The sequence below is a fragment of the Streptomyces sp. NBC_01314 genome (genome assembly GCF_041435215.1).
In the GTDB taxonomy this organism is placed as follows: domain Bacteria; phylum Actinomycetota; class Actinomycetes; order Streptomycetales; family Streptomycetaceae; genus Streptomyces.
This window is the reverse complement of the sequence record NZ_CP108394.1, coordinates 2,879,528-2,893,210: the sequence shown is the minus strand read 5'-3', so window position 1 is coordinate 2,893,210 and position 13,683 is coordinate 2,879,528. Positions and strand designations below refer to the sequence as shown.

Sequence of the window (13,683 nt, the reverse complement as noted above, 5' to 3'; positions counted from 1 at the left end):
ACGGTGAAGTGACGGCGCCCGCTACGGGCCGTCCGCGTGCGAGCCGTGGTCGAGCAGACGTCGGCGGGCGGCGCGGAGGTCCTCCGGCGAGTCGTGCGTCGTGGCCAGCTCGGCGGCGAAGACGCGCAGCAGGTCGTGCTGGGTGTAGCGGCCGGGCGCGTGCTCGGTGACGAGGTGGGCGTCGGCGAGGTCGTCGAGCAGCAGCCGGGCCCGGCGAACCGGGAGACCGGCCAGGGCCGCGGCCGTGTCCGGCGCCAGGCCGGGGCCGGGGCGCAGGGACAGCAACCGGAACAGCCGGGCGCTCTCCGGCGGCAGCCGACGGTAGGAGCCGGCGAAGGCGGCACGGAGGTCGGGTTGTTCGGTGGTGGGGGTGAGGCCGGTGAGGGTGTTGGGTGACATGGTGGGGTCGGCGAGGCTCGTGGGGGCGTCGGATGTCTCTGCGGCGCAGGCGCGGCCGGCAGGGGCGTGGGGCGCTTCTCCGGTGTTCGCGGGGGTGGCTGGGGCGTGGGGCGTTGCTCCGGTGGCGGCGAAGGCGGCGATGGCGTCGAGGGTGTTCCCGGAGTGCCGCAGTTCGGCTGCGACGGCCGTGAGCGGGAGGTCCGGGCGGGCTCCGGCGCGGGCGGCGACGATCGTCAGGGCCAGTGGCAGTCGGCCGCACCGGACGACGATCTCGTCGGCTGCGTCGGCTGCGTCGGCTGCGTCGGGCTCGGCGGTCGGCCGGTCGTGGCCGGTGTGCGCGGTCAGCATCGCCCGCGCGTCCGCCGCCGAGGGCAGGTCCAGGCGCAGCGGATGGGTGCCCGAAGCGATCAGACCGGACAGCCCGTGGCGACTGGTGACCAGGGTCAGACAGCCGGGCGAGGCGGGCAGCAGCGGCCGTACCTGCTCGGTGTCGGCCGCGTCGTCCAGGACGACCAGCAGCCGCCGGCCGGCCAGCAGACTCCGGTACAGCCCGGCGAGGGAGTCCGTGCGGTCCGGCAGGCGCGCGGGCGGCACCCCCAGCGCGGCGAGCATTCCGCGCAGCGCCTCCGCCGGGCCCAGGGGAGCGCGGACGGGGTCGAACCCCCTCAGTCCGACGTGCAGTTGACCGTCGGGGAAGCGTCCGGCGACCCTGTGGGCCCAGTGCACCGCGAGGGCCGTCTTCCCGATGCCGGGCATCCCGCTGATCAGCACGGTTGCGGGTGTGTCCGGGGAGAGGGCGCGCGCGCTCGGGGGAGCTTCGGCGGAGACGGCGGTCGCGTCCGTGATCTCCGCCAGGCGGGAGAGTTCGGACCGTCTGCCTATGAACGCTGGTTGTCGGGACGGCAGTTGGGCGAGATGGGTGGGGTGGTTCATGCCGGCGGGCGCCGGTCCGGGCCGCGGCGTACGCGAAGAGGGTCCGGTCGCCGCGACCGGACGGTCGGCCACGGAAACCGGTGGGCTGGGTGGTGGTGTGCGCGAGGAGGGCCACGGCTGCCCGGCCGACCGGGCGGCCGGGGAACCCGGCACCGTGTGCGGACCGGTCGGCCCCCACTCCTGCCGGAGCACCCTGGTGTGGGCCGCGGCCAGTTCCGTGCCGGGTGCCACCCCCAACTCCTCGGCCAGCAGCCGTCGTACGCGCTCGTACGCGGCCAGCGCCTCCGCCTGGAGGCCGGACGCGGCGAGGGCCAGGACGAGCGCGGCGTGCAACGACTCGTCGAGGGGTTCGAGTTCGAGGGCCTGCCGCAGGCCGGGCAGCATCTGCTCGGTGCTCCCGCAGAGGAGCGCCGCGTCGGCCGCCATCCGGGTCGTGCCGGTCAACTCGCGTCGCACTTCGGCGAACACGGCGTGCTCCCGTACGGCGGCGGGGATCCCCATCGCCACCGGGCCGCGCCACTCGCTCAGCGCGTCCAGGAAGTACCGCGACGCCACCTCGGACCGCCCGGTGGCCGCCGCCCGCTTGCCCCGCTTGGTGAGGGCGCGGAACCGCAGCAGATCGACCTCGTCCTCGCCCGCCTCCAGCACATAACCCCCGGCGCTACGCAGCAGCCGCCGTCCCGGCGCCCGGGGCGGCAGCCCGGGTTCGAGCAGTCGCCGCAGCGAACCGGCGTAACGGCGTACCACGTTCCTCGCACTGGCCGGCGCCCGCTCCGGCCACAGCACGTCGATGATCTCGCCCGACGGCACCGGCCGACCGGCCCGCACCACCAACAGCGCCAGCAGCGCCCGCTGTTGGGGGAAACCGAGGTCGAGTTGCTCCTCGCCCCGGCACACCCGAAGCGGCCCCAGTACGTCGAACCGCATCAACATCCCGCAATGACATACGAGTTGGCGAGGGCCGGCCTGGCCCGCCCGGCTCGGCCCGGTGGCCTGCGTGGTGTCCCGGCGGCACTCGGGGCGCAGGTCACCCGCATCGCTCGCTCGCGGCGATCTGGGCCCGGACCTGGTCGGCGTCGGGGTGGCCGAGGGTGATGAGGAGGGTGAGGGCCTGCTGCCGGACCTCGTGGGCGGAGGCGTGGTCGCTCATCGCGGTATGCGTGTCGCCGATGTGGACGAGGGTGCAGGCCTCCAGGTACGGCACGCCCAGCTCCCGGTAGAGGGCGAGGGCGTGGCCGTAGCCGACGAGGGCGTTCGGGTGGCGGCCGAGGTGGTGGTGGGCGTACGCGATGGTGTGCCAGGTGGCGGCCTGGCCGTAGCGGTCGCCGAGTTGCTGGAGCAGGGTCAGGGCGTCGTGGCAGTGGCTCAGGGCCTCCCGGTGCTCGCCGAGCAACGCGTGGTACCAGCCGACGGAGTTGAGGACACTGGCGTACGCGGCACGTCGGCCGCTGCCGCGGAACAGTTCCATGGCCAGCCGGTTGTGGTGGAGGGCGCCGGGCAGATCACCCTCCTGGTCGCGGGTCCAGCCGACACTGCGATGGGTGTCGGCCCGCCCGATGTCGTCCCCCAGTTCGGCGAAGAGCTCCAGCGCACGGTCGAGGCGGGGGCGGGCCGACCCGTGCAGACCGAGCCGGCTCTCGGCCCGGGCCAGCGCGCGCAGCCCTCTGGCCTCCCACACGGGATCGGTCAGTCGCAGGGCCGCGTCGAGCGCGATCCGCTGGACGGTCGCCCAGTCGTGCCAGTGCCCCCGCCGGTCGAAGAACGGCTCCAACGACCAGGCCAGCAGACATGCCGTCCGGTCGCGGCCGGACCGGGCGGCCGCCCCGACGACGGCGAGCAGCACCGGATACTCGGCGGCCAGCCAGTCGAGCGCCCGCTCGTGGCCGACGAGCGGCTCGGCATGGACGCCCGCCGGGAGCGGCCCCGGCGGCATCGGGTCCGCGTACGGGGCGAGGAGCGGCTCGGTGGCGTGCGCGGTGTGCAGGTAGTACGCGTACAGCCGCTCGGTGGCCGCCTCACGCCCGGCGCCCGGGAGCCGGTCCTCCAGGAGTTCGGCCGCGTGGGCGCGCAGCAGATCGTGCAGGGCGTACCGGCCGGGGGCGGGCTCGGCCACGAGGTGGACGTCGGCCAGCTCGGCGAGGAGCGACCGCGTCCGGCGCACGGGCAGTTCGGCCGGCGAGGCCGTGGCGGGCACGGAGAAGTCCGGGCCGGGGTGCAGCGCGAGCAGCGGGAAGAGACGCGCCGCCTCGGCCGACACGGCACCCAGCGACCAGGAGAACACCGCCCCGACGTTCGCGGTCGTGTCCGTCCGGCTGAACGCGTCCAGGCTGCCGTGCGCCGCGCGCAGCTCCGCCGCGATCGCCGACAGCGGAAAGCCCGGGTGTGCCGCGGCCCGCGCCGCGACACAGGCCAGCGCCAGCGGAAGCCCAGCGCACAGCGCCGCGATCTCCGCCACCGCCCGCGCCTGACCCGTGAGCCGTCCGGCGCCCAGCCGGCGTTCGAGGAACACCCGCGCCTGCCCGGCGTCCAGCGGACGCAGCGCCAGCGTGTGCGCGCCGTGCGCGGACACCAGGCCGGACAGCTGGTTGCGGCTGGTGACGATGGTGAGACAGCCGGGTGTGCCCGGGAGCAACGGCCGCACCTGCTCGGTGTCCCGAGCGTTGTCCAGCAGCACCAGGAACCGCCGCCCCGCCAGCAGGCTGCGATACAGCGCCGCCTGGGCCTCCAACCCGTGCGGGACCCGTTCCGGTGGTACGCCCAGCGCGTCGAGGAAGACCCGCACCGCCTCCCCCGCCCCCATCACGGCCCCCGACGGCGCGAACCCCCGGAGATTGACGTAGAGCTGCCCGTCCGGGAAGCGGTCCGCGACCCGGTGGGCCCAGTGCACGGCGAGCGTGGTCTTGCCGATCCCGGCCATACCGCCGATGGCGCTGATCACGACGGTGCCGGTGGGACGCCCGTCGTCGTCGGCACCGCTGTGGTCGGTGTGGCCGGGATCGGGGAGGAGGGCGAGCACCTGTTCCAGCTCGGCGCGGCGACCGGTGAACGTCGGCAGGTCGTGGGGGAGTTGGGCGGGCACGGTGACCGGAGGGCGCGGGGCCGCGGCGGTGGCGGGCTCGGTGGCGGCCTCGGCACCCGAGGCGGCGGGTGTGGCCGAACCGGCGCCGCGCACGACAGTCGCGTGGGCCTCGCGGAGTTCCGGCCCCGGATCGATGCCCAACTCGTCGGCGAGCCTCGCGCGGGCGGCCCGGTAGGTGCTCAGTGCCTCGGCCTCGCGCCCGGTGGCGGCCAGCGCGAGAACGAGCCGGGCCAGCAGGGGCTCGTCCAACGGGTCGTCGGCCACGGCCTCCTGGAGCAGGGGCAGGACGGCGCCGGGGGTGCCGGCGCACAGCGCCGCGTCGGCCGCCTCCCGTACGGCCGCCGGCCGTTCACGATCGACCGCCCCGAACCCGGCACGCTCCCGAACCTCGGCGGGCAGCCCCGCCCCGACCGGCCCCCGCCACAGACCGAGGGCCTCGGTGAGAAGTTCCACGATCCGCGCCGGCGCCCCGTGGCCGTCGCCGCCTGCCCGATGCGCTTCGTCCCGCAGCCGACGCGCGTCGTCCCGCAGCCGACGGAACCGCAGCAGATCCAGGGAGTCGGCATCGACCACGAGCCGGTACCCGCCCGCGTCCCGTATCAGCCATCGGCCGGCGGCGCGGTTGGGCAGTCCGGGCTCCAACAGTCGGCGCAGCGACCCGACATGACGTCGAATCACATTCACCGCGCTGTCCGGCGGCCGCCGCCCCCACAGCACGTCGACGATCTCACTCACCGCCACCGGCTGCCCCGCCCGCGCCAACAGCAGTGCCAACAGCGCCTTTTCCTGCGGGCGCCCCCACGCCGGCTCCGCCCCAACCCCCTCCACCCGAACCGGCCCCAGAACCGCGAACCACACCGGCTCCAGCGCCAATTGACCCTCCTGATATCTCGTATCTCGTATCTTCCCCGCGCCCCATGACCATACGTGACCTGGCGAGTTACCCAGAGTTACGCGCACGTCGTCACGGCGGGCGATCCGGACCCGGCACCGTCACGGTGCGCCGACCCGGCGGCTCGTCGGCGACGGTGATAGAGCTGTGCATCGAATGGGTCTCCGAAAAAGAGGGGTGCAGTCGGTGAACTCGGTACGGAGGAACGGCCGTTTGATCTCAGATGGAGTGGCCGGGTCGGCAGGGCGGCACGTGGTGGTGATCGGGGGCAGCCTCGCCGGGCTGCTCGCGGCGCGGGCTCTCGTCGGTCACGCCGAGCGGGTGACGATCGTGGAACGGGACCGCTTCCCGAAGGAGGACGCGGACGGGGACGGGGAGGGCGGGGCGCCCCGGCCGGGCGTACCGCAGAACCGGCACCCGCACGTCCTGCTGGAGGGCGGCCAACACGCCCTGGACGCACTGCTGCCCGGGTTCATGGCCGAGCTGACGGCCGCGGGCGCGCCGCGGGTCGGGATGCCGGCGGACATGGTGCAGTTCCAGAACGACCGCTGGTTCCGGCGGGTGTCCGCGACGACCCACATCCACACCGGGTCACGGGCGCAGCTGGAGCGGCTGGTACGGCGCCGGGTCCTCGCGGAGCCGTCGGTCACCCTCATCGAGGGGACCGACACCGTCGGCCTGACCGGGGACGCCACGCGCGTGCGAGGCGTCCTGGTGCGGGAGCGCGGTGACGGGGCCCGGCGCGAACAGCGGGAACTCGCCGCCGACCTGGTCGTCGACGCCTCCGGACGCGGCACGAAGGCACCGCGATGGCTGGCGGCCGTCGGAGCGGAGGCCCCGCACGAGGAGATCATCGACACGGGGCTCGCGTACGCCTCCCGCGTCTACCGCGACACCACCGGCACCCTCGGCACCCTCGGCGGCGACCCGTCCGCCGACGCGCTCGGCCTGCACGTCGTCCCCAACCCCACGCAGCCGTACGGAGCCGTGGTCCTCCCCCTGGAGGACGGCACCCATCTGGCCACCTTCTCCGGACTGCGCGGCGACGAACCGCCCACGGACGAGAAGGAGTTCGAGGCGTACGCCGAGCGCCTGCCGCACCCGGTGGTGCACCGCTGGATGCGCGACGCCGAGCCGCTGTCGCCCATCTCCGGCTTCCGGCTGACTGCGAACGTACGGCGCCGCTACGACCTGCCCGGCCGCCCCGCCGGATTCCTGGCCACCGGTGACGCCCTGTGCACCTTCAACCCGATCTACGGGCAGGGCATGGCGGTCGCCGCGATGAGCGCCCTGGCCCTGCGCGACGCGCTGGGCGATCCGCGCCGTACGCCCACCACCCGCCGGGTTCAGCGGGCGCTGCTCGCGGCCTCGCGGCAGGCGTGGGACATCTCGGCCGGGGCGGACAAGAAGATGCCGGGGGCGACCGGCAACGCGGTCGCCGTCCGGCCCGCGGACCGCGTCGCCGGCTGGTATCTGCGCAGGGTGCAGGAACGCGTCCCGGGCGACCCCGTCGTGGGCCGCGCCTTCCGTTCCGTCGTCTCCCTCAACGAGCCGCTGGGCGCCCTGTTCGCCCCGGCCGTGGCACGGGCCGTCCTGTTCGGTCCCGTCAAGGAGACACCCGCCGAGCCGCCGATGACGCGTGAGTGACGTGAGGGAACGAAGGGCGGCGCATCCTGGCCCTTGACTCCCGCAGAAAGCGCCTTCCGCACTCGCGGCCCGCCACATGAATCACCGGCCCGTCGAGCCCTCGATCGCGGACGACTCGGTCGAATCGGATTCGACTCGGTCCGTCCCGGGTCCGTTGCGGGTTTGTTCCCCGAGTTTGTGCCACATCTGCTGACCGGCCCTCCCGCGGCGCGCCCGGCACCCGCTCCCGGGCGCGCCCGCCCCGCCGCCGCGGGCCGGCGGCACTCCGGGACCCGACGGCGCGATCAGGGCGCCGCCGCGTAGCACCGGACGGCCACGTGCTGGTCGGGGCCCCACCGCTGCTCGACCGTGGCCAGGAACTGCCAGCCGAGCCGTTCGTAGAGGGCCGCCGCGGCGGTGTCGGACGCCACCACGTCGAGTACCGGATGCAGACCGCGCAGCCGCGCTTCGGCGACGGCCCGGGCCATGAGCGACGCGCCGAGCTCCCGCCCGCGGGCCGACGGAGCGACGAACAGCCGGCTGATCACGGCCGTCCCGTCGACGCCCACACCCGTACGGTCGCTCCACAGTCCGGGCGCCGCGTCCCCCGCGCCGCTCCGGGAGAGGCCCACATGGCCGGCGATCCGGCCGTCCAGCTCCACCACCCAGGCGGCGACGAGCGAGGGGGGAGTCAGCCAGTTGCCGGGCTGCTCGGGCCAGTTGACGGGATAGCCGTCGCGTTCGTGGACCTCCGCGAGCACCCGGACACAGTCCCCGAGATCACGATCGGTTCGATACCGGACATCCCGGGCCGCACTTTCGCCGGACCTGCTCTCGCTCTTCACGGCCGCATGGAAACACAGTCCGAAGAGCCGTCGCGCGGGAATATCCACCCGCCACGAGCGGACCACGCCGGGTCCCCGCCCGACCCGGCCGACCGCCTCCCACGCCCCGTCCGCCACTCCCGTACCCCGCTCGCAGTGAAGCCCTGCGGGGGATCTTGACGGCGGTGATGTTACCGGTAACACTTCGAGGGACCCAGTCACGGAGAGGCGGAGTCCCGCGTGCCCGACACATCGACCGCGCAAGAGGTGAAGCACATCCGGCCGACCCCGGAGACCAGGGTGTTCAGCCCGGTTGCCGTGGTCGCGTCCTGTGTCGGCTTCGTCCTCATCGGCGCGCTCCAGGCGCTCTACGGGCCCGCCATCCCGGCCTTCCGTGACGAGTTCGGACTGTCGCCGTCGGCCGCCGGGCTCGGCCTGAGCGCCCACTTCGTCGGCGGGGTCGTCGGCGTCCTGCTCTTCGACCGGCTGTACGGGCGGCTGGGCAACCGGCGGATCCTCGGCACCTCGTACCTGCTGATGGCCCTCGGCGCGGCCGGCTTCGCGCTCGCGCCGAACTGGCCCGCCGGTCTCGCCGCCGCTCTGCTCGCCGGACTCGGCTTCGGCGGCATCGACTACGGCCTCAACCAACTCTTCGCCGTCGGCTTCGGCCACCGCTCGACCGCCATGCTGAACATCCTCAACGCCCACTTCGGCGTCGGCGCGATCCTCGGACCCGCCCTGATCGCCGCCGTCGGTGCCGAGCACTACCCGGCGCTCTTCCTCGCCTTCGCCGCCGCCAACCTGCCACTGCTGCTGTGCCTGCGCGGCGTACGGGACCAGGCGCCCCAGCCGGCGACCGGTGCGACCGGCTCGGAGGTCGGTGGCTCGGCGCTCGGGCGCAGCCTGGGTTCGGTGCTCGCGGTGTTCGTCGCGCTCTACGTCCTGCACGTCGGCATCGAGGCCGGGGTCGGCGGCTGGGAACCCACGCACCTGGAGACGGTCGGGTACGGCGCCGGGGCCGCAGCGACCGCCACCTCCGTGTACTGGCTGATGATGACGGTCGGCCGATTCCTGGTCGCCCCCATCGCCCTCCGCTACCCGCCCCGCACGATCATCACCGTGTCCTGCGCCGGCATGACGGTCTGCCTGCTACTGGCCTCGGTGCCCCGGCTCGCCCCGTACGCCTACGCCGGAGTCGGCCTGTTCATCGCGCCGATCTTCCCCACCGGCCTGCCCTGGCTGCACGCGGCCGCACCCCGGGCCCGACGGGCCGGCGCGCTCGTCATCGCGGCCTCCATGATCGGGGGAGTGGTGGCCGGTCCGGCGCTCGGCAAGGCCATCGAGTGGTCCGGCGTCCGCGCGGTCCCGCTGCTGCTCTGCGCGGTCTCGGCCCTGTGCCTGCTGGCCACGCTGTGGCTGATCCGCGCCACCCGCTCCAACTCCCCGTCCCCGTGAGCCGGTCGCGTCACCGCGCATCCGCCACCCGAACCCGATCCCCTGCCACCCGCAGACGGAATCGACCCCCTGCCCCCGTACACCCCGCCGAAGGGAAACAGCCTTGCGCCCGCCCGCTCTGACCACGTCGTCCGACGGTTTCCTCCTGAACGGTGAACCGTTCCGGATCATCTCCGGCGCGATGCACTACTTCCGCATCCACCCCGACCTGTGGGCCGACCGGCTGCGCAAGGCCCGGCTGATGGGCCTCAACACCGTGGAGACGTACGTCCCCTGGAATCTCCACCAGCCCGACCCGGACAGCCCGCTCGTCCTCGACGGCCTGCTCGACCTGCCCCGCTACCTGAGCCTCGCCCGCGCCGAGGGCCTGCACGTCCTGCTGCGCCCCGGCCCGTACATCTGCGCCGAATGGGACGGCGGCGGCCTGCCCTCCTGGCTCACCTCGGACACCGACATCCGGCTGCGCTCCAGCGACCCCCGCTTCACCGACGCCCTCGACCGCTACCTCGACATCCTGCTGCCCCCGCTGCTGCCGTACATGGCGGCGAACGACGGCCCGGTCATCGCCGTCCAGGTCGAGAACGAGTACGGGGCGTACGGCGACGACACCGCGTACCTCAAGCACGTCCACCAGGCGCTGCGTGCCCGGGGCATCGAGGAACTGCTGTTCACCTGTGACCAGGCGGGCTCCGGCCACCACCTGGCCGCCGGGAGCCTGCCCGGTGTCCTGTCCACCGCCACCTTCGGTGGCAGGATCGAGGAGTCGCTGAAGGCGCTGCGGGCCCACATGCCTGAAGGGCCGCTGATGTGCTCGGAGTTCTGGATCGGCTGGTTCGACCACTGGGGCGAGGAGCACCACGTGCGGGACGCGGCGAGCGCCGCCGCCGACCTCGACAAGCTCCTGGCCGCCGGCGCCTCCGTCAACATCTACATGTTCCACGGCGGCACCAACTTCGGCTTCACCAACGGCGCCAACCACGACCAGTGCTACGCCCCGATCGTCACCTCCTACGACTACGACGCCGCCCTCACCGAGTCCGGCGACCCCGGCTCCAAGTACCACGCCTTCCGCGAGGTCATCGCCCGCCACGCGCCGGTCCCCGAGGAGCCGGTCCCGGCGCCCGCGCCCAAGCTCTCGGGCATCACCGTGGAGTTGGACCGCCTCGCCCCCCTGCTGCCGTACGCCACCTCCCTCGGCGCTGCCCTGGAGCGCACGGAACACCCGGTCACCATGGAGGAGTTGGGGCAGCGCTCCGGCTACGTCCTCTACCGCACCACCCTCCCGGAGGCGGGCGACGGCCTGCTCCACTTCGACGGCGGGGTCGGCGACCGCGCCCAGGTCTTCGTGGACGGCGCCCCCGTCGGCGTACTGGAACGCGAACGCCACGACGAGACCCTGCCCCTGCGCGTCCCGCGGGCCGGCGCCACACTCGACGTCCTGGTCGAGAACATGGGCGGCGTCAACTACGGCCCTCGCATCGGCGCCGCCAAGGGCCTCCTCGGCCCGGTCACCTTCAACGGCACCGCGCTGCTCGGCTGGGACACCCACCGGCTCCCGCTGGCCGATCTGTCCACGGTGCCCTTCGCCCCGGCCGAGGGGACCCCGGTCACCGTTCCCGCCTTCCACCACGGCACCTTCGACGTCGACACCCCCGCCGACACCTTCCTCTCGCTGCCCGGCTGGACCAAGGGCCAGGCCTGGATCAACGGCTTCCACCTCGGCCGCTACTGGAACCGGGGCCCTCAGCGCACCCTCTACGTCCCGGCTCCCGTCCTGCGCCCCGGGGCCAACGAGCTGATCCTGCTGGAACTCAACGCCACGACCAGCGCCCGCGCCGAGTTCACGGACACACCCGACCTGGGCCCGGTGAAGCCCTGATGACGCCGGCGCACCATGTGCGCGTACCGGCGCCCGGCGACCCTCCGGCGCGAGGCCACATCCCCTTCGCCGACGCGCCGGGCGTGCCCGACCCCATCGAGGTCAACAGCCGTTGGCTGACGCGGGGCGGCCGTCCGTGGTTCCCCGTCTCCGGCGAGTTCCATTACACCCGCTACCCGGCGGGGGAGTGGGAGGAGGAACTGCTGAAGATGAAGGCGGGCGGGGTGACGGCCGTCGCCGCCTATGTCATCTGGATCCACCACGAGGAGGTCGAGGGCCGCATCCGTTTCGACGGCGACCGCGACCTGCGGCGCTTCGCTGAACTCTGTGCCCGCCACGGTCTGGACCTCGTCCCCCGCATCGGGCCCTGGGTGCACGCCGAGGTCCGCAACGGGGGTCTGCCGGACTGGGTCCTGGACCGTGCCGACGCCCCCCGCACCGACGACCCGGCCTACCTCGCCCCCGTACGTGCCTGGTACGCGGCGATCGCCGGGCAACTCCACGGTCTGGACCGGTCCAACGGCGGTCCGATCGTCGCGATCCAGATCGAGAACGAGCTGTACGACCAGCCGGGCCATCTGCTCACACTGAAGCGGATGGCCCAGGAGGCCGGCCTGTCGGCGCCCCTGTGGACGTCGACCGCCTGGGGCGGGGTGCGGCTGCCGCCCGACGAACTCCTGCCTCTCTACGGCGGCTACACCGAGACCTTCTGGACCGAGGCGGACGGCGGCTGGCCCGACACCTGCCGCAAGCACTTCTTCTTCACCCATCAGCGCGACGACGAGGGCATCGGCGCGGACCTCCGTCCGACGACGGTACGCGGCGGCGATCCGGAGGCATCGACGGGCCGATTCCCGTGGGCCACCTGCGAGTTGGGCGGCGGCATGGCGGTGGCCTACCACCGCCGGCCGCGCGTCGACGCCGCCGACGTCGGCGCGCTCGGCCTCACCAAGATCGGCTGCGGATCGGTCTGGCAGGGCTACTACATGTTCCACGGCGGCACCAACCCGCCGGGCGACCTCACCCCCCTCCAGGAGTCCCACGCCACCGGCTACCCCAACGACCTCCCCGTCCTGACCTACGACTTCCAGGCCCCCCTCGGCGAGTACGGCCAGTACCGCCCCTCCTACGACGAACTCCGCCTCCAGCACCTGCTGCTGGCCGACTTCGGCCACCTGATCGCCCCGATGGACTCGGCCCTGCCCGAGCGGCGGCCGACGGGCCAGGACGACCGGGAGACGCTGAGGTGGGCGGTTCGCGGCGACGACCGATCGGGCTTCCTCTTCATCAACAACCACCAGCCGCACGAGCCGTTGCCGGCCCACCCGGGGACGACGTTCACAGTGGAGTTCCCGGGCGACCCGGAGGGGACCAAGGGACCGTTCGGCGCGGCCGGTACGGTGCTGTCGCTGCCCAGTACACCCGTCACGATTCCCCAAGGGGCGTATGCCTGCTGGCCGTTGCGGCTGGACATTGCCGGGCTGCGGCTCGACTGGGCCACCGCGCAGCCCGTCTGCACGGTCGACGACGGCCGTGGCCGTACGGTGCTGGTCCTCGCCGCGACCGACGGCATCGCCGCCGAACTCGCCCTGGACCCGCGCACGGTGACGACGGTCTCCGCGCCCTCGGGCGAGGTCACGACCGTGGGCGACCGGATCCTGGTGACCGGGCTGCGCCCCGGCACGGACGCCCTGGTCGAGGTCGACACCACCGACGGCGGCCGGGTCGGCCTCCTGGTCCTGGACGCGGCGACGGCCCGTACCGCCTACCGGGGCCCCGCCTGGGGCGCCGAGCGGCTCGTTCTCGCCGACTCAGGCGGTGGTGTGGTCTTCGACGCCCACGCGGACGAGGTACGCGTCCACAGCGCCGCCCCGGAACCGTCGTTCGCGGTACTGCCCGCCCCGGAGCGGGCCCCGGTGGTGACCGGGGCCGTGGTGAAGGAGGCCACGGACGGGGTCTTCGTCCGCTACACGGTGGTGGCGCGGGGCGACGGGCGGCGCGGACCCGGCGGCGCGGACGGTGAACTCCCGGTCACCCCGGTCCGACCGGCGGGCGAGGCGCCGCCTGTCACCACGGGCGTACTGGGGCGGGCGAGCGTGCCGGCCGACGAGCACTTCGACACGGTGGCCGCCGAGTACGCCATCGCCCTGCCGGACGATCCACCGCCCGGCACCCTCCTGCGCGTCCACTGGACCGGGGACGTGGCCCGCGCCTACGTGGGGGAGCACCTCGTCGCCGACCAGTTCTACTCGGGTGGTGTCTGGGACATCGGCCTCGACCGGCTGCCCGCGGGGGCGCCGCGATCGGCGGGACTGCGGCTGCGCGTGCTGCCGCTGCCGGCCGGGGCGCCGGTGTACGTACCGGGCTGGGCGGGCGACTCGGAGATCCCGGCGGAGATCGTCCGAGCGGAGCTGACAACCACCCACACCTGGCCCCTCCGACCCGGCTGAGCCCGGCTTCCACGCCCCGCAGCCCCTGCTTTTTTGAGGGGCGCGGGGAACTGCGCGAGCAACCACACACCACCCGCACCCGACGACACACGCCCCCCGGGGTCGAAGGGGCAGCGCCCCTGGGGGAGGGACGGGCAGGGGCGGCG

General features: G+C 73.9%; 7 protein-coding genes. 4 read left to right on the top strand and 3 right to left on the bottom strand.

The features are described 5' to 3' along the window. Positions 1-21: 21 nt before the first annotated feature. Entirely contained in the window at positions 22-2,265 is a 2,244-nt protein-coding gene (locus OG622_RS12720; RefSeq protein WP_371575853.1) for a BTAD domain-containing putative transcriptional regulator, read from the bottom strand. A 94-nt stretch (positions 2,266-2,359) separates the two neighbouring features. After that, on the bottom strand, positions 2,360-5,284 hold the full coding sequence (locus tag OG622_RS12715; protein ID WP_371575851.1) for a BTAD domain-containing putative transcriptional regulator: 2,925 nt from the start codon (positions 5,282-5,284) through the stop codon (positions 2,360-2,362). Positions 5,285-5,564: 280 nt separating this feature from the next. Between OG622_RS12715 and OG622_RS12710 the strand changes: the two genes are divergently transcribed. Beyond that, complete coding sequence (locus tag OG622_RS12710; RefSeq protein WP_371584081.1) at positions 5,565-6,950, top strand: FAD-dependent oxidoreductase; 1,386 nt, start codon at positions 5,565-5,567, stop codon at positions 6,948-6,950. Positions 6,951-7,234: 284 nt separating this feature from the next. Here the strand turns inward: OG622_RS12710 and OG622_RS12705 are convergent, their stop codons facing one another. After that, a complete protein-coding gene (locus tag OG622_RS12705; RefSeq protein WP_371575849.1) occupies positions 7,235-7,690 on the bottom strand; it encodes a GNAT family N-acetyltransferase in 456 nt (151 codons plus the stop codon). Positions 7,691-7,993: 303 nt separating this feature from the next. On the opposite strand from OG622_RS12705, the gene OG622_RS12700 reads away from it, so the two are divergent. The 3 genes from OG622_RS12700 to OG622_RS12690 all read left to right on the top strand — a co-directional run bounded on the left by OG622_RS12700 (position 7,994) and on the right by OG622_RS12690 (position 13,537). Next, positions 7,994-9,208 (top strand): sugar MFS transporter, encoded by a 1,215-nt coding sequence (locus OG622_RS12700; protein ID WP_371575847.1) that lies wholly within the window; start codon positions 7,994-7,996, stop codon positions 9,206-9,208. A 103-nt stretch (positions 9,209-9,311) separates the two neighbouring features. After that, positions 9,312-11,087 carry a beta-galactosidase family protein gene (locus tag OG622_RS12695; RefSeq protein ID WP_371575845.1) on the top strand — a complete coding sequence of 592 codons (1,776 nt, stop codon included), beginning with the start codon at positions 9,312-9,314 and terminating at the stop codon, positions 11,085-11,087. Next, positions 11,087-13,537: a beta-galactosidase gene (locus OG622_RS12690; RefSeq protein WP_371575844.1), complete on the top strand. Its 2,451-nt coding sequence runs from the start codon at positions 11,087-11,089 to the stop codon at positions 13,535-13,537. Before OG622_RS12695 ends, OG622_RS12690 begins: the two co-directional genes overlap by 1 nt. Positions 13,538-13,683 lie beyond the last annotated feature (146 nt).

What these genes read in the sequence shown, in the direction of transcription:
- OG622_RS12720 (WP_371575853.1), bottom strand. Translation starts at nt 2,265, where the DNA reads ATGTTGATGCGGTTCGACGTACTGGGGCCGCTTCGGGTGTGCCGGGGC.
- OG622_RS12690 (WP_371575844.1), top strand. Translation starts at nt 11,087, where the DNA reads ATGACGCCGGCGCACCATGTGCGCGTACCGGCGCCCGGCGACCCTCCG.